The organism is Aestuariibaculum scopimerae, from assembly GCF_059428085.1.
Window position 1 is genome coordinate 625140 of record NZ_CM182089.1, and the last position, 19199, is coordinate 644338.

Sequence of the window (19199 nt, forward strand, 5' to 3'; positions counted from 1 at the left end):
ATTAAATAAGTTGGCTCAGTGCTATTTCAAAAGCAGTTGCACTGATACCAGTTTTAGATTGATCTTTGTTATATATATTTTTAATTGCTTCTCTAATTTTGTTTGAGGTATCATTAAATATGGCCTCATCGGTCATCTGCACCCGTCGTTCCATAAAATAGGCGAAAACACGTGCCATACCACAATTTGAAATAAAATCTGGTATTAAACTTACCTTAGAATCGGTATATTCCATTATGGGTCCAAAGAAAATTTCCTTATCTGCAAAGGGCACATTGGCACCACATGATATAACTTCCAGACCACTATCTATCATTCTATCTATTTGATTACGTGTTATTAAACGCGACGCTGCACAAGGTGCAAATATCTCTGTTTTAATGGACCAAATTTTTTCATTAATGGTTTCAAAAGGAATTAAATTATCACTTACCAAAGTATTGCCTTTTTTGGCTAAGAATAAGTTGGTTATCTCCTCAAAAGTAAAACCTTCTTCATTTATTAAACCACCTGCAATATCGATAATTCCGACCACTTTTGCACCCATTTGGGCCAAATAAAATGCAGCTGCGGCTCCAACATTTCCAAATCCCTGAATTACAGCACGTTTCCCTTTTACCGAATTTCCATTATCGTGAATATCATAGTATTGTTTAACGGCTTCAGCTACACCATAACCGGTTATCATATCGGCAACCGTATATTTTCTTAGCACATTGGGTGAGTATGTTGGGTTTTCTATAACTTTAATAACGCCTTGCCTTAGTTGTCCTATTCTGTTTATTTTATCTGCTTCAGTTGGCTTAAAATGCCCATTGAACACACCTTCTTGGGGATGCCAAACACCACTTTCTTCGGTCATGGGAATGACTTCGTGTATTTCATCAACATTTAAATCGCCACCTGTCCCATAATAACTTTTAAGCAATGGCGACACTACTTTATACCAACGCTCTAAAACACCTTTTTTTCTGGGGTCGCTCGGGTCAAAATTTATTCCAGACTTGGCGCCTCCAATAGCTGGCCCCGAAACTGTAAATTTAATCTCCATAGTTTTGGCCAATGACAGTACCTCATTGGCATCCAGCCCTTTTCGCATTCTTGTGCCGCCCCCTGCAGCACCGCCTCTTAATGAATTTATAACAACCCATCCTTCGGCTTCTGTTTCAGAGTCTTTCCAATTAAATATTATTTCTGGGGCTTTTTCTTCGTACTTTTTTAATAATTCTTTCATTTGTTTGTTTTTAGACACTAGACCGTTTTACTATTAGACAAAAAATAAAAGACTTGGTCTGTAATTAGCCTTTTGGCAAGGCTTAAACTCGTCTTTTTTTCTTTTCCCAACATGCTATTCTTGTCTCTCTATTCTTTTTAAAGCTATATGGAACATTTTTAATAACCGCCCCCGTGTGCGTTTATATCATTTTCACAGATGTTTCATATATCTTTTTAAACTGATTCTTTTCTAGCTATTCTTAAACTAATTCTCTCTTTTTCGGGGATGTCATTTTAGCGTAGCTACAACTGAGTCATTTTATGAAAGTTTTTTAATTATTAATTCAGCAAATATAAAAAACTTAAAAAGGATACGTTTAATTTATTTGTTAAGAAGTCACGGAAAGTTTTACTAATGGCATTTTGAATATATCAATGCTTTTTTTTTACTTTTTAAGGAAGATAAATTTTACCTGAACTATGGTTTTCTTTAGCTCCTGTAACACTTTGCAGACAATTGACTTGGTTTTCTAATTTTAGCACACCCAAGAAACCAAATATTAAAGCTTCCTTAAATTCAACGATGGTTTTTGCAGGCACTACTAGGTTGTTTTTAGTGTATCCTTGAAGTCTGCTTAACAAATAAGCATTGTAAGCACCGCCACCTGTTATCAATACGGAAGCGTTACTTTTTTTATTGATTTCGAATGCCAGTTGCATAGCAATATGCTCTACAACCGTTTTTAAAATATCTTTTGTTTCTAACTTATAGGCATCTATTAAAGGAAATATGTGTTGGTCCACCCACTCCAAACCAAGCGATTTAGGAAATGGGGCCTTATAAAATTGTAAACCATTCAACTGATTGAGTAAGTCTTCATTAATGGTGCCTGTAGCAGCTATACTTCCCTTATCATCATAATCCATCCCCAACAATCTAGCATAATGATTTAAAACAATATTTACGGGACAAATGTCATAGGCTATACGCATACCTTTCATATCAGTAGAAATATTTGCGAATCCCCCTAAGTTCAAACAAAAATCATAATCAGAAAACAACAACTTATCCCCAATAGGAACCAGAGGGGCCCCTTGTCCGCCTAATTCAACATCTTGTGTTCTAAAATCGCAAACCACCTTTACACCCAATAGGTTTGCCAATTCGGGCCTGTTCCCTATTTGATAGGTTAACCCTGCTTGAGGTTGGTGCAAGGCCGTGTGACCATGCGAACAAACAGCATCTATAGCTTCTATACCATATTTTGCTATAAAAGCTTTTATAATACCTGACAGGTATTCAGTATAATCCTTATCAATAGCCTTTAATGCATCAAGGGGTTTAGACACCAATGCCTTTAAAACTTTAGCCCATTTAGATCCATAACCAACAGTTTCTGAAAAAATGAGTTTAAAGCGCCATGTTTTATCAAAATAAAATTGCACATAAACCAAATCTATGCCATCTAAAGATGTCCCGGACATCACGCCAACTACACGATACAATGTTTTTGTCATATTGCGTAAAAATAATAATAGTTATTGAAAATATGTCATTAAAAAGCTATATTTGCATGTATTTTTTATCAAATTAATAGTATATTAAATAATTATGGATTTTAATCTTTCAGAAGAACATATTATGATACGCGATGCAGCTCGCGATTTTGCCCAAGCCGAACTTTTACCAGGCGTTATTGAACGAGATGAAAATCAGCATTTTCCAGATGAGCTTGTTAAAAAAATGGGCGATTTAGGCTTTTTGGGTGTTATGGTAGATCCAAAATATGGAGGCAGCGGCATGGATACACTGTCCTATGTTCTTATTATGGAAGAGCTATCTAAAGTTGACGCTTCAGCTTCTGTAATCGTATCGGTTAACAATTCTTTGGTATGCTATGGTATTGAAGCTTATGGCTCTGAAGAACAAAAACAAAAATACCTAACCAAATTAGCTACAGGTGAATTTGTTGGTGCTTTTTGCTTAAGCGAGCCAGAAGCAGGCAGTGACGCTACTTCACAAAAAACTACAGCTATAGACAAAGGTGATTATTATTTAATAAACGGCACCAAAAATTGGATTACCAATGGTGGCCGTGCCGATGTATATCTGGTAATTGCCCAAACAGACAAAGACAAAGGTTCGCATGGTATTAACGCCTTTATATTAGAAAAAGGCATGGAAGGTTTCCACATTGGTCCCAAGGAAAATAAACTGGGCATTCGTGGTAGCGACACCCATACCCTTCAGTTCAATGATGTAAAAGTGCCTAGAGAAAATAGAATTGGTGCTGATGGTTCTGGTTTTCGATTTGCCATGAAAACACTTTCTGGAGGTCGAATTGGAATTGCCTCCCAAGCTTTAGGAATTGCCTCTGGTGCTTATGAGTTGGCTCTTAAATATTCTAAAGAACGCAAAGCCTTTGGTACAGAAATATGTAACCACCAAGCCATTGCTTTTAAATTGGCCGATATGTATACTGAAATTGAAGCTGCTAGACATTTAGTGATGAAAGCTGCTTGGGACAAGGACCAAAAAAACAATTATGACGTTTCTAGTGCCGTTGCCAAATTATATGCATCTACAGTAGCTATGAAACATACTACAGAAGCAGTACAAATTCATGGTGGAAATGGTTTTGTAAAGGATTATCACGTGGAACGCCTGATGCGTGATGCCAAAATAACCCAGATTTATGAAGGCACTTCTGAAATTCAAAAAATCGTTATCTCTAGAAATATTATTAGAGATTAAAAATAATTGCCATTGGATTGCCTCATGTTGCATTCCTAGCTCACATTCCAGCCCCTTGATATTTTAAAATATTAAGGGGCTTTTAGAATAAAATATATTTCACACTTTCCTGTTAAGTTGCATTAAACTTCTCGACTTAAAGCATTAGATTTATACCTTTAGACAAAAATTATCTCTATGCAAAAAACATATTACGATCCAGCGGATTTAAAAAAATTCGGATCTATTTCAGAATGGAACGAGGAACTGGGAGCTAAATTCTTTGAATACTATGGGAAAGTTTTTGAGGAAGGCACCCTTACTGCTCGAGAAAAATCCTTGATTGCCCTAGCGGTTTCACATACCATTCAATGTCCTTACTGTATAGATGCCTATACTGGTGACGGACTACAACGTGGCGTTACAAAAGAAGAAATGATGGAAGCCTTACATGTTGCAGCTGCCATTCGTGGTGGGGCCTCTTTGGTTCACGGTGTTCAAATGATGAACAAAGTGAAAAAGCTAGACATGTAATTGATGATGATTAAATCCCTTCATAAACGGGCCAGCGAACTGGCAAACTCAAATAAGCAATTGGAAATCCTCTCAAATGGCATTTTTAAAAGTGGTGATTTGCCAACCTTTGCAAGCAAAATTAGAGAAACAAATCAATTCCCCTTAAAAGCCAAAACCTTAGAGATTCTTCAAATCAACATAGGTTATATGTGCAATCAAACCTGTACGCATTGTCATGTAGATGCGGGACCAGACCGAAAGGAAATCATGACACGCAATACCATGCTACAATGCCTTGAAGTGATACAACAAACGGGAGCACATACTTTAGACCTTACAGGTGGCGCCCCAGAAATGCACCCCCATTTTCATTGGTTTGTTGAAGAAGCCTCAAAAGTTGGCATTAAAGATTTTATTGTGCGCTCTAATCTTACCATTATTACAGCAAACAAAAAATATCATGATTTACCAGATTTTTTTAAAAAACATAATGTACATGTGGTGAGTTCTATGCCGCACTGGACTCAAGGGAAAACAGACAAGCAACGAGGCCATGGTGTTTTTAACGCCTCCATTAAAGCCTTGAAAATGCTTAATGATGTGGGCTATGGCATGCCAAGCAGCTCCCTAAAATTAGATTTGGTTTACAATCCATCAGGAGCCTTTTTACCTGGCAACCAAGCATCAATGGAAAAAGATTTTAAAAAAGCCCTGTTGGACGATTTCAATATCCACTTTCATAACTTATTTGCTATTACCAACTTACCCATCAGTCGGTTTTTAGATTACCTCATCACTTCTGAAAATTATGAGGACTATATGCATGCCTTAGTAGAGGCCTTTAATCCAGCAGCTGTAAATCATGTAATGTGCACCAATACACTCTCAGTGAGTTGGGATGGCTATTTATACGATTGTGATTTTAATCAAATGCTCAACCTTCCCGTAAACAGCAAAGTAAAACACATATCGGAGTACCAAGAAGATTTGCTAAAAGGCCGTAATATTGTTATATCACAACATTGCTATGGTTGTACGGCAGGCGCAGGCAGTAGTTGCCAAGGCAGTGTCACTTAACCCCTAAACTTATGACGGAAGACCTCATCATCATTTTTATTAAAAATTTACAACTGGGCCAAGTTAAAACACGTTTAGCCAAAACCATTGGCAATCAAGCTGCTTTTGAAGTTTATAAGGCATTACTAAAAACAACTCAACAAGCCGTTAAAGATATACACATAGACACGCGAATTTATTTTTCAAATGCCATTGATGATACCCTATGGCCACACAATTATAAAGCCGTACAAGAAGGTAAAGATTTAGGGGAACGTATGAAAAATGCCTTCGAAAAAGGGTTTCAAGATGGCTACAAACGTATTGTTTTAATAGGCTCTGATTTACCAGATATTCATGCTGAACTTATTAAAACCAGCCTAAAATCTTTACAAGACTACCATGCCGTTATTGGTCCCGCATTCGATGGTGGTTATTACTTATTAGGACTAACCGCATGTTACCCTTTTATTTTTGAAAATAAGCCCTGGAGCCAATCCCATTTACTGGACATGACATTAAAAGAATTAGATGAAAATGGCGTATCTTACACCCTACTTAAAACCCTGAACGATATTGACACGTTTGAGGATTTAAAAACATCAACACTCTACAGATTACACAATTTAAAAATCAATTAATTCAACAATTGAATGATTAAACAAATAGAACAAACCGTAACATATTTACAAGACAAAGGCTTTAAAAGCCCTGAAATTGGTGTCATTTTAGGTACCGGTTTAGAGCAACTTATAAATGAGATAGACATTATAGAAGCGGTAAGCTATAACCACATTCCCAATTTCCCTACAGCTACGGTAGAATTCCATAAAGGCAAATTAATTTATGGTAATATAGAAGGCAAGGCCGCTATTGTTATGCAAGGCCGGTTTCATTTATATGAAGGCTATACATTGCAGGATGTTACCTACCCTGTTAGAATTATGGAAAAATTGGGCATTAAAACCTTGCTCGTATCCAACGCAGCTGGAGCAATCAATTTGAGCTTTAAAAAAGGAGAGCTTATGCTTATTGAAGACCATATAAACCTTCAAGGAAGTTCGCCTTTGGCATTTAGAGGCGTGGAATTTTTAGGCGAGCGTTTTACCGATATGAGTGCTCCTTATGATGCCGATATTAATTCTAAATTTAAAAACATTGCAAAAGTTAATAACATTACCTTACACGAGGGTATTTATGCCAGCGTAGTTGGGCCCCAATTAGAAACCAGGGCAGAATACAAAATGTTAAAGATTATAGGCGCCGATGCGGTTGGCATGAGTACAGTGCCCGAAATAATAGTTGCCAACCACCTGAACCTAAAAGCTGCTGCTGTTTCTGTTTTAACAGACGAATGCGACCCCAATAATCTAAAGCCCATTAATATTAATGAGATTATAGCCATGGCTGCCAAGGCTGAGCCTCATATGATAAAACTATTTAAAGAACTTATAAAAACCTTGTAATTTTTTTAATGAACGCTCTCAACAGCAGTTTATATACGTTAATATCACCACACACAAGCAACATAATGTATTAATGGATAAATATATAGACATCATAAAAAACTCTTATACCGGGTATTGGAATTACTTAAAACATGAGTTAATTACCATTAACCACTGGGACAATTATTTTTATGGTTTAATATTTATTTCCTTAGCTGTTTGGATATTGGAAATATGTTTCCCTTGGCGAAAAGAACAATCTATTTTTAGGAAAGATTTTTGGTTAGATAGCTTCTATATGTTCTTCAACTTCTTTATACTAAATTTAATAATCCTTATAGCCCTTTCCAATACGGCTGCCGAATTTTTCAATGACTTTTTAAGTATCTTTGGAATATCCTTGTCCAGCTTTCAATTGTTTGATGCTGGAGACCTCCCTAAATGGCTTGGTCTTTTCATCTTGTTTCTTGTTAACGATTTTGTACAATGGAACACCCATCGCTTATTACACCGGGTGCCTTTACTTTGGGATTTTCATAAAGTGCACCACTCGGTAAAAGAAATGGGGTTTGCCGCGCATTTACGCTATCATTGGATGGAGCCTGTGGTATATAATGCCTTACGGTATATTCCACTAGCCATCATTGCTAATTACAGTGCACAAGATGTTGCCATAGTTCATTTTTTCAATATAGCTATTGGGCATTTAAACCATGCTAATCTAGGCTGGAACTATGGTGTTTTTAAGTATGTTTTAAACAACCCTAAAATGCATATTTGGCACCATGCCAAACAATTGCCCAAACGCTTAAAGTATGGCGTTAATTATGGACTTACATTAAGTATTTGGGATTATCTTTTTAAAACGAATTATATACCCCACAATGGACGCGATATTGAATTGGGATTTAAAGGTGATGAAAATTTTCCAAAGGATTTTATAAACCAAGAACTATATCCTATAAATAAAAAATGATAAAAACACAGTATGTTATCCTTTATTTGCTAATCAACTAACAATTTTAGACTAAAAACAAAACACTTTTTAAATACTACAAAAGCCATATGCATTAACTTTTGTTTCTTCCTTTTTCATTAGGATATAGAGTTCTAACAACATCACTCTGATAAAATTCCTTGGTATCAATATTGATAGCCGAAAGCTTTCCATAAAACGTAGCGCCGGTATCAATATTCCATACATTGGCCGCATGCATGGGTTCGTAAGAATTAAAGTTAATGGTTGGGGTGTGCCCTATATAAATTTCACTGTAATGCTTTAATCTGTTAGGGTATAGCTCAGAACTCTCGTCCATACTCTTATCCAATGCCAAAGCCATTTCCCATAAGGTTCTATCAAAGTAAAGCGTTTCTTTATATACCTCTTTTTCTACCCCATGCATAGATGTAAAACCTGCATGAAGGAACAATCGGTTTTCAGCATCTAGATGGTACAGTTTCAAGTTTTCAAAAAACGTTAAATGCGCCTCCTTTTCTTCTTTAGAAAATCCACTATAACTTTCCATAGTTTCTTTGCCGCCATGTATATACCATACCGGGCTCACAATTTCGGATCTTAACCAATTTTCACACCAAACATCATGATTGCCTTTTATAAAAATACAATTCATTTTATGCGACAATTCCATTAAAAACTGAATAACCTGAGCAGACTCACTCCAACCATCTACATAGTCCCCCATAAAAATAAGGGTGTCTTCATCTTTGAGTTCAAGTTGGTTTAGTACCTGCACTAAAGCCTTTAAACCACCATGAATATCTCCAACTGCAAATGTTCTCATAATTTGTTTTTTGCAAAACTAAACGATTTGTTTTACAATAAACAGGCTCTTGGAAATTATTAACCTTTTCATAAAAACACAAAGCCAAAAACACTCTTATATATTATATTTATTGCTTAAATTTAAGCAACTTGCACCTAAGTTAAATTAAGGTTTATGTAAACCTTCCGACAAATTTGTGAATGAACCCCTATTATGGAGCACATAGTTATTATTGGTAATGGCATTTCGGGTGTTACTGCTGCAAGGCATATTAGAAAACTAACTAACCTGCCTAACAACAAGGCAGGTAAAAAAATCACCATCATTTCTGCCGAAACAGACTATTTCTTTGCGCGCACAGCACTCATGTATGTATATATGGGGCACATGACATTTGAACACACAAAACCTTACGAGGATTGGTTTTGGAAAAAAAACAACTTACAGCTTAAAAAGGGGTTTGTAAAAACCATTGACACCAACTTAAAGACCCTCCATTTTGCCAAGGGAGAGCCCCTTAATTATGACAAATTAATCATTGCCACTGGAAGTAAACCCAACAAGTTTGGGTGGAAAGGTCAGGATTTAAAGGGTGTACAAGGTTTGTATAGCAAACAAGACTTGGACTTATTAGAGCAACATGCACCAAATAATACTGTTTGTAAACGTGCCATTATTGTAGGTGGCGGCTTAATTGGGGTTGAACTTGCCGAAATGCTACATTCCAGAAATATTCCCGTAACTTTTTTGGTGCGTGAAAGCAGTTTTTGGAATGGGGTGCTTCCTGAAGGCGAAAGTCAAATGATTAACAGACATATTTTAAAACACAATATTGATTTGCGTATATCGACCAACCTAAAGGAAATAGTCGCTGACGAAAATGGCCATGTTAAATCTGTTATTATTGATGAAACCAATGAAGAAATAGCTTGTAATTTTGTTGGCTTAACAGCTGGTGTTTCACCAAACATCGATTTTATTAAAGGTACTAACATTGAAACAAATAAAGGAGTTTTGGTGAATCGGTTTTTAGAAACCAATGTCCCCAATATTTATGCTATAGGTGATTGCACTGAACAACGCCATCCTATTGGCAACCGAAAACCCATTGAAGCTGTTTGGTATACAGGGCGGATGATGGGTGAAGTTTTGGCTCAAACTATTTGTGGCAACAAAACAGCTTATAATCCAGGGCACTGGTTTAACTCTGCCAAGTTTTTTGATATTGAATACCAAACCTATGGTTGGGTGCATAGTAAGATAAGCAAACCTGATTATGAAGCACATTTCCATTGGAAACACCCTGATGACACTAAATGCATCACCATAGCCTTTCACAAAGTCACTCAAACATTTCTGGGTATCAATACGTTTGGCATACGTATGAAACATGCCTCTTTTGATAAATGGCTATCTGAAAAACGAGATGTAGACTATGTGGTAACCCATTTGACTGAAGCCAACTTTGATCCTGAATTTTATAAGCAGTACGAACAGGATATATTGACACATTACAACAAACAACCACAAAATGCCTTATAAAACATGAAAATACTTCATCTAAAAACATCCAAAGGCATAAAAAACGATAACATCTGGTTTAGGCCTATTTCTTCCAGGGGCTGGTCGGCTTGGGCGACAGGTGTTTTAATAACAAGCTTTTACATTGTACTCTATTTTTTTCCTGAGTATTTAGGTCAAACACCCAACGGGGAAGCCAACACTGGATTGATTGCTTTTTTTGACTCTTTAAGCATCTTGCTTAGTGGCAACCCTGCTTCGCAGTGGTTTGTTTATGGCACCCTATATACCTTAGCTATTCTAATATTTGGCACCAAGTTCTTGTTTAAATATTGGTACAATAGGTACCAACGCCTACGAACATTTTCGGTGATGTTCTTTCAATTGGGGTTTGCTTTTTTAATTCCAGAATTTATGGCTAGGCTTAATGCAAGTGCGTCATACAATTTACCTTATTATGATTTAAAAAGCATTTGGCCCTTAAATTATTATTTATTTGATAGTTGGTCCATCAACGGGTTTTTATCGTCAGGGGCTTTAGGTTTAGCCTTATTGATCTTTGGAGTGCTTTCCATTTTTATTATATCTCCCATACTAACTTACAAATATGGCAAACGCTGGTACTGCTCTTGGGTTTGTGGTTGTGGTGCCCTTGCCGAGACTGCTGGCGACTCATTTAGGCAATTAAGTAGCAAAAAACTATCTGCATGGAAGCTAGAACGTTGGCTCGTTCATAGTGTTTTGGTGTTTTCAATTATCATGACCACAGCCGTGGTTTACACCTATTTAAACAAAAATCCCAATGCCTATTGGCTATCACAAAGCACCTTTTTAATTGGGGTTGGTTTACTTTTAACCCTAGTTTTTACTTGGGTTATGCTATTTAAGCGCCATGAGTTTGGCAAAGATGTGCGTTATGGGGCCATTGGTTATTTTATTGTAATTGCTACTTTACTTGTTATGTATTTTACCGGTACAACAGAACACGTATTTTATATTAAATCCAGCACTTTGCGTTCGGCCTATGGTCTATATATAGGCTCTATATTTTCTGGGGTTATCGGCACTGGTTTTTATCCTATTTTTGGCAGCAGGGTTTGGTGTCGCTTTGGCTGTCCTATGGCTGCCATACTTGGATTTCAGCAACGCTTGTTCTCAAAATTTAGAATCACAACCAATGGCGGACAATGCATTTCTTGTGGTAATTGTTCAACATATTGTGAAATGGGTATCGACGTACGTGCTTATGCCCAAAAAGGCGAAAATATAATTCGAAGTAGCTGTGTTGGGTGTGGTATATGTGCTGCTGTTTGCCCTAGGGGAGTCTTAAAATTAGAGAATGATTCCATGAAAGGGCGCATTAATTCCAATGATATATTATTGGGCAATGATGTGAATTTAATGGATTTGGTAAATTCAAAATAATCCATAAAAGTATTGTATTTTTATGCATTGAAAGTTAACAACACTTAATGCCCGACATAAAAGTTATTATTCCTGCCTATAATGAGGCAAATGCAATTGCTAATGTTATTAATGACATCCCAAAGCTAGTTGACGAGATTATTGTGGTGAACAATAATTCTACTGATAACACTGAAGCAAATGCAAAAAAAACAGGGGCTACAGTTCTAACCGAAACCCAAAGGGGATACGGCTATGCCTGCCTAAAAGGTATGCAATACATTGCTAATCAAAACAAAAAACCAAATATTATTGTATTTTTGGATGGAGATTATAGTGATTACCCAGAAGAATTAACCAAATTAGTGACACCTATTATCGAAAATAATATTGATTTTGTTATTGGCACACGCATAAAAAGCCTTCGTGAACCCGGCTCTATGACAACTCCTCAAATTTTTGGCAACTGGCTGGCAACCAAATTAATGTCCTTACTGTTTGGTTCAAAATTTACTGACCTTGGTCCGTTTAGAGCTATTAAATACAGTAAGTTACTAGCACTCAATATGGTAGACAAAACTTATGGTTGGACTATTGAAATGCAGCTAAAAGCATTACAACAAAAATTATCTTATACCGAAGTCCCTGTAAATTATAGAAATAGAATTGGTGTCTCAAAAGTTTCAGGAACCATAAAAGGTAGTATATTTGCAGGCATAAAAATCTTAGGTTGGATTTTAAAATACAGTATTAAAAAATGATTCTAGAAGCAACAATTATCATTATTTACACTATTGCTCTTTTGCTAATATTCTTGTATGCATTAGCGCAATTAAACCTTCTTTTTAATTATTTGTCATCAAAAAAGGCAAAAGATAGCTGTGAGTCCTTTGATTTTTCAAATCCAGATGAAATTCCATTTGTTACCATACAACTACCCGTTTATAACGAAATGTATGTTATGGAACGTTTGTTGGACAATATTGCCAAAATTGATTACCCAAAAGATAAGTTGGAAATTCAAGTCTTAGACGACTCCACTGATGAAACCCTAGAAACCACCCGTACCCACATTGAATCTTTAAGAGCCACTGGGGTGAACATCCAACACATTACCAGGACAGACCGTACCGGGTTTAAAGCTGGCGCCCTAAAAGAAGGCCTAAAAATAGCCAAAGGAGAGTTTATTGCTATTTTTGATTCTGATTTCCTTCCTGAAGAAGATTGGCTTAAGCGAACCATTCCTTATTTTAAAGATGAAAATATTGGTGTTGTTCAAACACGTTGGGGGCATTTAAACCGCAACTATTCACTACTTACTAAAATACAAGCTTTTGCACTTGATGCCCACTTTACACTTGAACAAGTTGGTAGAAATTGCAAGGGACACTTCATCAATTTTAATGGTACAGCAGGTGTATGGCGTAAAACCTGTATTATAGATGCAGGTAATTGGGAAGGTGATACATTAACGGAAGACCTAGATTTAAGTTACCGCGCCCAATTAAAAAATTGGAAATTTAAATATTTAGAAGATGTTGAAACACCAGCTGAGTTACCCATTGTAATTAGTGCCGCACGTTCGCAACAGTTTAGATGGAATAAAGGCGGGGCTGAAAATTTTAAGAAAATGATGTGGCGTGTATTAAGAAACCAAAACATCTCGGCCAAAACAAAAGTACATGGGCTTTTACACCTATTGAACAGTACTATGTTTTTAAACGTTCTTATTGTAGGTATTCTTAGTATTCCCATGCTTTACATAAAAAATGAATACACCCATTTAAAACCTTACTTTTATGTAATGAGTTTCTTTGTAGTGAGCACCATCATCTTTTTTGTTTGCTACTGGTTTATGTATAAAAATATTTATGGCGGTGGTATTAAAAACTTTATACGCTACATAGGCATGTTTTTTGTCTTTTTCTCTATAGCCATGGGCTTTTCTTTACATAATTCCATTGCCGTCTTAGAAGGGCACTTGGGCAAAAAAAGCGAATTTGTTCGTACCCCAAAATTTAACATTAGTACGCTTAAAGACAGCTGGAAAAAGAACAAATACCTAAAAAAAACAGTATCGGTGCATGTTATTTTTGAAGGCATCTTAATGCTTTATTTTGGGTTTGGCATGTATAGCGCTTTTATAGTAGGCAACCAAGGTGGTGATTTTGGTCTCTTTCCTTTCCATCTCATGCTATTTTTGGGGTTTGGCTATGTATTTATAAAGTCATTAACCTCTAAAGTTTAAAGTTTACAGGTCAACTACTTTAATAACCTGCAGCTTGGCCATCTTTTCTACTTTCAGAAGCACCTCTGTAAACTTTGTTTTTAGAATCCCATAAAATCCCTTGGTATCCACCATATATACCTAAAGAATAAGCAACTTTGTGCCTTTTAAACATTAGATCTCTAACCGTTTTATAAGGAATTCCAGACTCTACCGTAATTTCTCCACTATCATCTGCAACGTCACCTGTAGGGGATGAAGATCCATTGTGGTCCCAACGTGGTGCATCACCCGCTTCCTGCACATTCATTCCAAAGTCAATAATATTCATAACTATTTGTGTATGACCCAAGGGCTGAAAATCGCCTCCCATAACACCAAAACTTAAAAACGGCTCACCATCTTTAGTTATAAAAGCTGGTATTATGGTATGAAAAGGCCTTTTACCAGGTTGATACGTATTAGAATAACCTCTATTAAGGTTAAATAACACGCCCCTATTTTGCAGCATAAAGCCCAATTTTGGAGGTGCCATTCCAGACCCCATACCACTATAGTTACTTTGAATAAAAGACACCATATTGCCGTCTTTATCAGCCGTTGTTAAGTATATGGTTTCTCCAGAACTTATCTTGCCAGCACGATAAGTAGAAGCCATATCGGTAATAAGTTGACGGCGCTCATCAGCATAAGCATCCGATATCAATTCATCTACAGGAACCTTTGCAAAGTCCATATCAGCATAATACTTGGCACGGTCTTCATAAGCCAGTTTTTTCGCTTCAGTAAATAAATGCAAATGCTCTGCACTACCAAATTCAATCTTTGAAAAATCGTAACCCTCCAAAATTTGAAGCATCTGCAGTGCAGCAATACCTTGGCCGTTTGGTGGCAACTCCCAAATATCATAACCCCTATAATTAACAGAAACAGGATCTACCCATTCCGATTTGTGGGTTGCTAGATCTTCTATAGACAAAAAACCACCTTCTTCTTTTATAAAATCGGAAATCGTTTTAGCAATATCTCCTTTATAAAAAGCATCTCGCCCTTCTTTTGCAATTTTTCTATAGGTAGCAGCTAGATAGGGATTTTTAAAAATGGCTCCCTCTTCAGGCATTTTACCTTCATGCAGATAATTATCTTCAATATTGGGATATCCTGCCTTTAAAAATCTTGACACCGAATTACGCATATAAAGCCCTATAAGTTGTGTAATAGGAAATCCGTTTTCGGCATAATCAATAGCAGGATCTAATATAGTTCGCATGGGCAAAGAACCAAACCTATTGTGCAACTCGAACCAACCATCTACCACACCAGGCACACTAACAGACAAGGGGCCGTAAATTGGAATTTTAGTGAGCCCTTGCTTTTCAAAGTACTCTAAAGTTAAACTTTTTGGCGATCGGCCACTCGCATTCAATCCATATAATTTTTTTGTTTTTGCGTCCCAAAGAATCACAAATAAATCGCCTCCAATGCCACAGCCTACGGGTTCCATTAAACCTAAAGCAGCATTAACAGCAATAGCAGCATCAATAGCATTACCTCCTTGCTTTAAAATATCTAAACCTATCTGGGTTGCTAATGGGTGACTGGAAGCTACCATGCCATGTTGTGCAATAACTTCTGACCTTGTTGCATGTAATGCTCCGTTTATTCTATCTTGCGCCTGAACACATAAAACCGAGACTATACAGGTTACCATAAAAACAATATTTCTCATATATAATAATCTTTTAAGTTGATTGTGTGAAGTTTAACGAAGTTAACAGTTTTATTTTGGCAGACCAAACCATTACTGAATTTATATAATGATTAGCAATAGATGTATATTTAACATATGTTTTTGAGTCAAGATTTTATAAAACAATACCGAATGCCTTTATTCATGGTTTTCGTTAGCATGTTGTGCTATCTAGACTTTGCTTATAATTTAACCAGAACAAACTATATAAAGCTCATCCTGTTATATACAGTCTTGTTTGCTTTGTTTTATGGTATACTACAGCAGTTTAAGAACCAAATTGGATTTTTAACAGGTGCTGCCTTTTTATTTAGAGCGGTGTTTATTTTTGCAATTCCAAATCTTTCTCAAGACTTTTATCGGTTTATATGGGATGGCAGACTTATTTTACAAGGCATTAATCCATATTTATACACCCCAGAATCTTTTATAATTACAGGCAACTTTCCTATAACCCAAGCTCAAGAATTATACAATGGCATGGGGGTGTTAAATGGCAGTCATTTTAGTAATTACCCGCCAATCAATCAGTTATACTTTGTAATTGCTGGAGTTTTCGCTAATAAGAGTATTTTAGGCAGTGTTGTAGTTTTGCGGCTGCTTATTGTTATGGCTGATTTTGGAACGCTCTATTTTGGAAAAAAGCTATTAAACTGTCTTAGCATACCTACTTACCATATATTCTGGTATCTTTTAAATCCTTTTATTATTATAGAGCTAACTGGTAATCTACATTTTGAAGGGCTTATGATCTTTTTTCTAATATGGAGTTTGTATTTGCTTTACTTAGGCAAATGGCCTTTGGCCGCCGTTACCTTTGCATTATCGGTTTCAACCAAATTAATTCCGCTCATATTTTTACCATTATTACTGCCATGGTTTCTTAAGAAGAATCTACTGGGCTCTATGTCGCTACGAGCAGCTAAACTTGGTTTATTTTATATTATTATTGGGAGTGTTTGCAGCATAACATTTACGCCTTTTTATACCCCAAAATTCATTTTTAACTATTTAGATACCATTGGTTTATGGTTTAAGGACTTTGAGTTTAACGCAAGTTTTTATTATCTAGCTAGGGAAATAGGATATATGTTTAGGGGATATAATGAAATTGCCATTATAGGTAAAATAATGCTCCTTACTGTTGTATTGTTTGTCCTTTTAATAACCGTACTGAGAAAAACCGCCACTATGGCACAACTTATTACCAGTATGGTACTGGTTTTGTCAATCTATTATTTTATGGCCACTACTGTACATCCTTGGTATATTGCTACTTTGTTAATACTATCTGTTTTTACAAATTATAAATTTCCATTGGTTTGGAGTTTTATGATTGTATTAAGCTATTTGGCATACAGTAGCAGTAAAAATACCGAAACACTATGGGTAATAGGCATAGAATACCTTGTGGTTTACAGTGCTTTTGTTTGGGAAGTCTTTTTAAGGGACAAACAAAAAACCTTACTATTATAAAACAGTAAGGTTATTTTAAACATTATTTACTAAAAACGTTTGCTGGAGCTTTAAAGGTCTTAAACTCCAACATATAATCATTGGGATCTTTAATAAAAAAGGATGTATGTTCCCCAGGTTTATCTTTTAAAAAAGTGGCTTGAGTGACCAATTCCAGCTCTTTATTATTATCCAATTTTTCATAAATACCATGCCACGTTTTAAAATCCACTATTATCCCAAAATGGAAGGATGGCAATATTTTGCCTTCAAACACGTAATTGGGACTGTGAAAACTAAATTTATCCGCTTTTATAAACGTTAGTTGGTTACCAAACAGGTCTATATCAACCCAGTTTTGCGTTTTTCTTCCTAAGGAAGCGCCAATATTATCAACATAAAAACTTTTTGTGGTTTTTACGCTTAAACAAGGCAACGATATATGAAACGATGCGCCCATACTATAAGTGATTAATCAATTGGTTTTAAACTCTCTACTCTGTAAATTACCAGATCTTCGTCGTCATCTTCAAAATCCTCAACAAAAACAATCTTAAACGTTTTATCAATTAAACTTTTGTCATTCTTTAAATCGTATTGTTTTAGTACCCTTGGGTGTACTTCTTCAAATACCAATTCTTCTCCATTTTCAAACCAAAACGTATAATATCCTTTTTTGTAAGATTTAAAAACTGCTGTTCTCATGCTATATAATTTTTAATCGTCTTCTTCGTCGTCATCCTCGTCGGCAACATTGAGAGCTTCATCTGAATCTACATCATCGTCATCGTCGGAATCCTCCACTTTTACACTTTCAAAATCCACTTCAGAACTATCATCGGCTTCATCATCATCGCCAAAGTCTTCCATGGCCTGTACAAGACGTTTTCCTACTTTCACTAAATATATAGTATCATCTGTACGTACTTCTACAGCTTCAATGATTTCATTCTGGGCATTCCTAAATGATATAACATCGGTATCATCATATCCATCGGGGAATTTCTCTACTAGAAGATTTAAAATATCTTCGTTTAGTTTTTTGTAGTCTACTATTTTGCGTAACATAATATTGAGTTGATTATTGGTCTAACAAATAAGCAAAAATTAATGGTGCAACTATGGTCGCGTCACTTTCTATAATATATTTTGGAGTGTCTATATCTAGCTTACCCCATGTTATTTTTTCGTTTGGCACAGCCCCAGAATAGGAACCATAACTTGTTGTGGAATCACTAATTTGGCAAAAATAACTCCAAAACGGTGTGTCGGTTCGTTCCATATCCTGATAAAGCATGGGTACCACACATATAGGAAAATCGCCTGCAATACCACCTCCTATTTGGAAAAATCCAATACCATTTTTAGAATTATCGGTATACCAATCAGCTAAAAAGGTCATGTACTCTATACCCGATTTCATGGTGCTTGCCTTTAGCGCTCCTTTAAGCACATAACTTGCAAAAATATTGCCCATGGTACTATCTTCCCATCCAGGAACTACAATAGGTAGATTCTTTTCGGCAGCAGCATACATCCAGGAATCTTTTAAATCGATTTCATAATACTGTTCTAGCACACCAGAAAGTAACATTTTATACATATATTCATGTGGCAAATAGCGTTCGCCCTTATCATCGGCCTCTTTCCATATTTTAAAAATATGTTCTTGTAAGCGTCTAAATGCTTCATGTTCTGGAATACAGGTATCGGTAACACGATTTAAACCTTTTTCTAAAAGGCCCCACTCTTCTTGTGGTGTTAAATCACGGTAATTTGGAACACGTTTATAGTGCGAATGGGCCACTAAATTCATAATATCCTCTTCAAGATTGGCACCAGTGCAGGAAATGATTTGTACTTTATCTTGACGAATCATTTCTGCAAAACTTTTACCCAATTCGGCAGTACTCATGGCACCTGCCAAAGACACTAGCATTTTACCTCCAGAAGCCAATTGAGCTTCGTAACCTTTTGCTGCATCTACCAATGCAGCGGCATTAAAATGCAAATAGTGTTTTTCTATAAATTGTGATATGGGTCCTTTATTATTCATCTTTTAAATTAAATTTTAAAGCTTTGACATTTT

19 protein-coding genes are annotated in these 19199 nt (G+C 36.1%); 11 read left to right on the top strand and 8 right to left on the bottom strand.

What is annotated here, in order from left to right; translation table 11 throughout:
• Nucleotide 1: 1 nt before the first annotated feature.
• Together AC5SR4_RS02935 and AC5SR4_RS02940 are read right to left on the bottom strand one after the other, a co-directional pair.
• Nucleotides 2–1234: a Glu/Leu/Phe/Val dehydrogenase dimerization domain-containing protein gene (locus AC5SR4_RS02935; protein ID WP_495358041.1), complete on the bottom strand. Its 1233-nt coding sequence runs from the start codon at nucleotides 1232–1234 to the stop codon at nucleotides 2–4.
• Between the two features lie 434 nt (nucleotides 1235–1668).
• Complete coding sequence (locus tag AC5SR4_RS02940) at nucleotides 1669–2733, bottom strand: anhydro-N-acetylmuramic acid kinase (RefSeq protein WP_495358042.1); 1065 nt, start codon at nucleotides 2731–2733, stop codon at nucleotides 1669–1671.
• Nucleotides 2734–2827: 94 nt separating this feature from the next.
• On the opposite strand from AC5SR4_RS02940, the gene AC5SR4_RS02945 reads away from it, so the two are divergent.
• The 6 genes from AC5SR4_RS02945 to AC5SR4_RS02970 all read left to right on the top strand — a co-directional run bounded on the left by AC5SR4_RS02945 (nucleotide 2828) and on the right by AC5SR4_RS02970 (nucleotide 7945).
• Nucleotides 2828–3970 (top strand): acyl-CoA dehydrogenase, encoded by a 1143-nt coding sequence (locus tag AC5SR4_RS02945; RefSeq protein WP_495358043.1) that lies wholly within the window; start codon nucleotides 2828–2830, stop codon nucleotides 3968–3970.
• Between the two features lie 177 nt (nucleotides 3971–4147).
• Nucleotides 4148–4483: an arsenosugar biosynthesis-associated peroxidase-like protein gene (locus AC5SR4_RS02950; protein WP_495358044.1), complete on the top strand. Its 336-nt coding sequence runs from the start codon at nucleotides 4148–4150 to the stop codon at nucleotides 4481–4483.
• A 3-nt stretch (nucleotides 4484–4486) separates the two neighbouring features.
• Nucleotides 4487–5542 carry an arsenosugar biosynthesis radical SAM (seleno)protein ArsS gene (gene arsS, locus AC5SR4_RS02955; protein WP_495358045.1) on the top strand — a complete coding sequence of 352 codons (1056 nt, stop codon included), beginning with the start codon at nucleotides 4487–4489 and terminating at the stop codon, nucleotides 5540–5542.
• Between the two features lie 11 nt (nucleotides 5543–5553).
• A complete protein-coding gene (locus AC5SR4_RS02960; protein WP_495358046.1) occupies nucleotides 5554–6162 on the top strand; it encodes a TIGR04282 family arsenosugar biosynthesis glycosyltransferase in 609 nt (202 codons plus the stop codon).
• A gap of 12 nt (nucleotides 6163–6174) precedes the next feature.
• On the top strand, nucleotides 6175–6987 hold the full coding sequence (locus tag AC5SR4_RS02965) for a purine-nucleoside phosphorylase (RefSeq protein WP_495358047.1): 813 nt from the start codon (nucleotides 6175–6177) through the stop codon (nucleotides 6985–6987).
• 73 nt (nucleotides 6988–7060) lie between these two features.
• Nucleotides 7061–7945: a sterol desaturase family protein gene (locus tag AC5SR4_RS02970; protein WP_495358048.1), complete on the top strand. Its 885-nt coding sequence runs from the start codon at nucleotides 7061–7063 to the stop codon at nucleotides 7943–7945.
• Nucleotides 7946–8039: 94 nt separating this feature from the next.
• On the opposite strand, the gene AC5SR4_RS02975 is transcribed toward AC5SR4_RS02970, so the two are convergent.
• Nucleotides 8040–8771, bottom strand: coding sequence for a metallophosphoesterase family protein (locus tag AC5SR4_RS02975; protein WP_495358049.1), 732 nt, complete (start codon nucleotides 8769–8771; stop codon nucleotides 8040–8042).
• A gap of 195 nt (nucleotides 8772–8966) precedes the next feature.
• On the opposite strand from AC5SR4_RS02975, the gene AC5SR4_RS02980 reads away from it, so the two are divergent.
• Genes AC5SR4_RS02980 through AC5SR4_RS02995 form a run of 4 tightly spaced genes read left to right on the top strand, consistent with a single transcriptional unit; the run spans nucleotide 8967 to nucleotide 13926 of the window.
• The gene (locus tag AC5SR4_RS02980; RefSeq protein WP_495358050.1) at nucleotides 8967–10295 is read left to right on the top strand and encodes an NAD(P)/FAD-dependent oxidoreductase; all 1329 of its coding nucleotides are present in this window, start codon (nucleotides 8967–8969) and stop codon (nucleotides 10293–10295) included.
• Nucleotides 10296–10298: 3 nt separating this feature from the next.
• Nucleotides 10299–11699, top strand: coding sequence for a 4Fe-4S binding protein (locus tag AC5SR4_RS02985; RefSeq protein WP_495358051.1), 1401 nt, complete (start codon nucleotides 10299–10301; stop codon nucleotides 11697–11699).
• 47 nt (nucleotides 11700–11746) lie between these two features.
• Nucleotides 11747–12439, top strand: coding sequence for a glycosyltransferase family 2 protein (locus AC5SR4_RS02990; protein WP_495358052.1), 693 nt, complete (start codon nucleotides 11747–11749; stop codon nucleotides 12437–12439).
• Nucleotides 12436–13926: a cellulose synthase family protein gene (locus tag AC5SR4_RS02995; protein ID WP_495358053.1), complete on the top strand. Its 1491-nt coding sequence runs from the start codon at nucleotides 12436–12438 to the stop codon at nucleotides 13924–13926. Before AC5SR4_RS02990 ends, AC5SR4_RS02995 begins: the two co-directional genes overlap by 4 nt.
• 19 nt (nucleotides 13927–13945) lie before the next feature.
• On the opposite strand, the gene ggt is transcribed toward AC5SR4_RS02995, so the two are convergent.
• The gene (gene ggt / locus AC5SR4_RS03000) at nucleotides 13946–15634 is read right to left on the bottom strand and encodes a gamma-glutamyltransferase (RefSeq protein WP_495358054.1); all 1689 of its coding nucleotides are present in this window, start codon (nucleotides 15632–15634) and stop codon (nucleotides 13946–13948) included.
• 153 nt (nucleotides 15635–15787) lie between these two features.
• On the opposite strand from ggt, the gene AC5SR4_RS03005 reads away from it, so the two are divergent.
• On the top strand, nucleotides 15788–17131 hold the full coding sequence (locus tag AC5SR4_RS03005; protein WP_495358055.1) for an MptA/MptB family glycosyltransferase: 1344 nt from the start codon (nucleotides 15788–15790) through the stop codon (nucleotides 17129–17131).
• Between the two features lie 22 nt (nucleotides 17132–17153).
• Here AC5SR4_RS03005 and AC5SR4_RS03010 read toward each other — a convergent pair whose 3' ends face one another.
• From AC5SR4_RS03010 to AC5SR4_RS03025, 4 genes are read right to left on the bottom strand one after another with little or no spacing between them, the layout of a single operon-like run.
• The gene (locus AC5SR4_RS03010; RefSeq protein WP_495358056.1) at nucleotides 17154–17570 is read right to left on the bottom strand and encodes a VOC family protein; all 417 of its coding nucleotides are present in this window, start codon (nucleotides 17568–17570) and stop codon (nucleotides 17154–17156) included.
• A gap of 11 nt (nucleotides 17571–17581) precedes the next feature.
• The gene (locus tag AC5SR4_RS03015) at nucleotides 17582–17815 is read right to left on the bottom strand and encodes a hypothetical protein (protein WP_495358057.1); all 234 of its coding nucleotides are present in this window, start codon (nucleotides 17813–17815) and stop codon (nucleotides 17582–17584) included.
• Between the two features lie 12 nt (nucleotides 17816–17827).
• Nucleotides 17828–18178: a hypothetical protein gene (locus AC5SR4_RS03020; RefSeq protein WP_495358058.1), complete on the bottom strand. Its 351-nt coding sequence runs from the start codon at nucleotides 18176–18178 to the stop codon at nucleotides 17828–17830.
• Nucleotides 18179–18191: 13 nt separating this feature from the next.
• Nucleotides 18192–19166, bottom strand: coding sequence for a deoxyhypusine synthase family protein (locus AC5SR4_RS03025; protein ID WP_495358059.1), 975 nt, complete (start codon nucleotides 19164–19166; stop codon nucleotides 18192–18194).
• Between the last annotated feature and the right edge of the window lie 33 nt (nucleotides 19167–19199).

Bases quoted from the DNA above. Each gene is read 5' to 3' on its own strand.
- AC5SR4_RS02935 (WP_495358041.1), bottom strand. From the start codon at position 1,234: ATGAAAGAATTATTAAAAAAGTACGAAGAAAAAGCCCCAGAAATAATA.
- AC5SR4_RS02940 (WP_495358042.1), bottom strand. From the start codon at position 2,733: ATGACAAAAACATTGTATCGTGTAGTTGGCGTGATGTCCGGGACATCT.
- AC5SR4_RS02945 (WP_495358043.1), top strand. From the start codon at position 2,828: ATGGATTTTAATCTTTCAGAAGAACATATTATGATACGCGATGCAGCT.
- AC5SR4_RS02950 (WP_495358044.1), top strand. From the start codon at position 4,148: ATGCAAAAAACATATTACGATCCAGCGGATTTAAAAAAATTCGGATCT.
- arsS (WP_495358045.1), top strand. From the start codon at position 4,487: ATGATGATTAAATCCCTTCATAAACGGGCCAGCGAACTGGCAAACTCA.
- AC5SR4_RS02960 (WP_495358046.1), top strand. From the start codon at position 5,554: ATGACGGAAGACCTCATCATCATTTTTATTAAAAATTTACAACTGGGC.
- AC5SR4_RS02965 (WP_495358047.1), top strand. From the start codon at position 6,175: ATGATTAAACAAATAGAACAAACCGTAACATATTTACAAGACAAAGGC.
- AC5SR4_RS02970 (WP_495358048.1), top strand. From the start codon at position 7,061: ATGGATAAATATATAGACATCATAAAAAACTCTTATACCGGGTATTGG.
- AC5SR4_RS02975 (WP_495358049.1), bottom strand. From the start codon at position 8,771: ATGAGAACATTTGCAGTTGGAGATATTCATGGTGGTTTAAAGGCTTTA.
- AC5SR4_RS02980 (WP_495358050.1), top strand. From the start codon at position 8,967: ATGGAGCACATAGTTATTATTGGTAATGGCATTTCGGGTGTTACTGCT.
- AC5SR4_RS02985 (WP_495358051.1), top strand. From the start codon at position 10,299: ATGAAAATACTTCATCTAAAAACATCCAAAGGCATAAAAAACGATAAC.
- AC5SR4_RS02990 (WP_495358052.1), top strand. From the start codon at position 11,747: ATGCCCGACATAAAAGTTATTATTCCTGCCTATAATGAGGCAAATGCA.
- AC5SR4_RS02995 (WP_495358053.1), top strand. From the start codon at position 12,436: ATGATTCTAGAAGCAACAATTATCATTATTTACACTATTGCTCTTTTG.
- ggt (WP_495358054.1), bottom strand. From the start codon at position 15,634: ATGAGAAATATTGTTTTTATGGTAACCTGTATAGTCTCGGTTTTATGT.
- AC5SR4_RS03005 (WP_495358055.1), top strand. From the start codon at position 15,788: ATGCCTTTATTCATGGTTTTCGTTAGCATGTTGTGCTATCTAGACTTT.
- AC5SR4_RS03010 (WP_495358056.1), bottom strand. From the start codon at position 17,570: ATGGGCGCATCGTTTCATATATCGTTGCCTTGTTTAAGCGTAAAAACC.
- AC5SR4_RS03015 (WP_495358057.1), bottom strand. From the start codon at position 17,815: ATGAGAACAGCAGTTTTTAAATCTTACAAAAAAGGATATTATACGTTT.
- AC5SR4_RS03020 (WP_495358058.1), bottom strand. From the start codon at position 18,178: ATGTTACGCAAAATAGTAGACTACAAAAAACTAAACGAAGATATTTTA.
- AC5SR4_RS03025 (WP_495358059.1), bottom strand. From the start codon at position 19,166: ATGAATAATAAAGGACCCATATCACAATTTATAGAAAAACACTATTTG.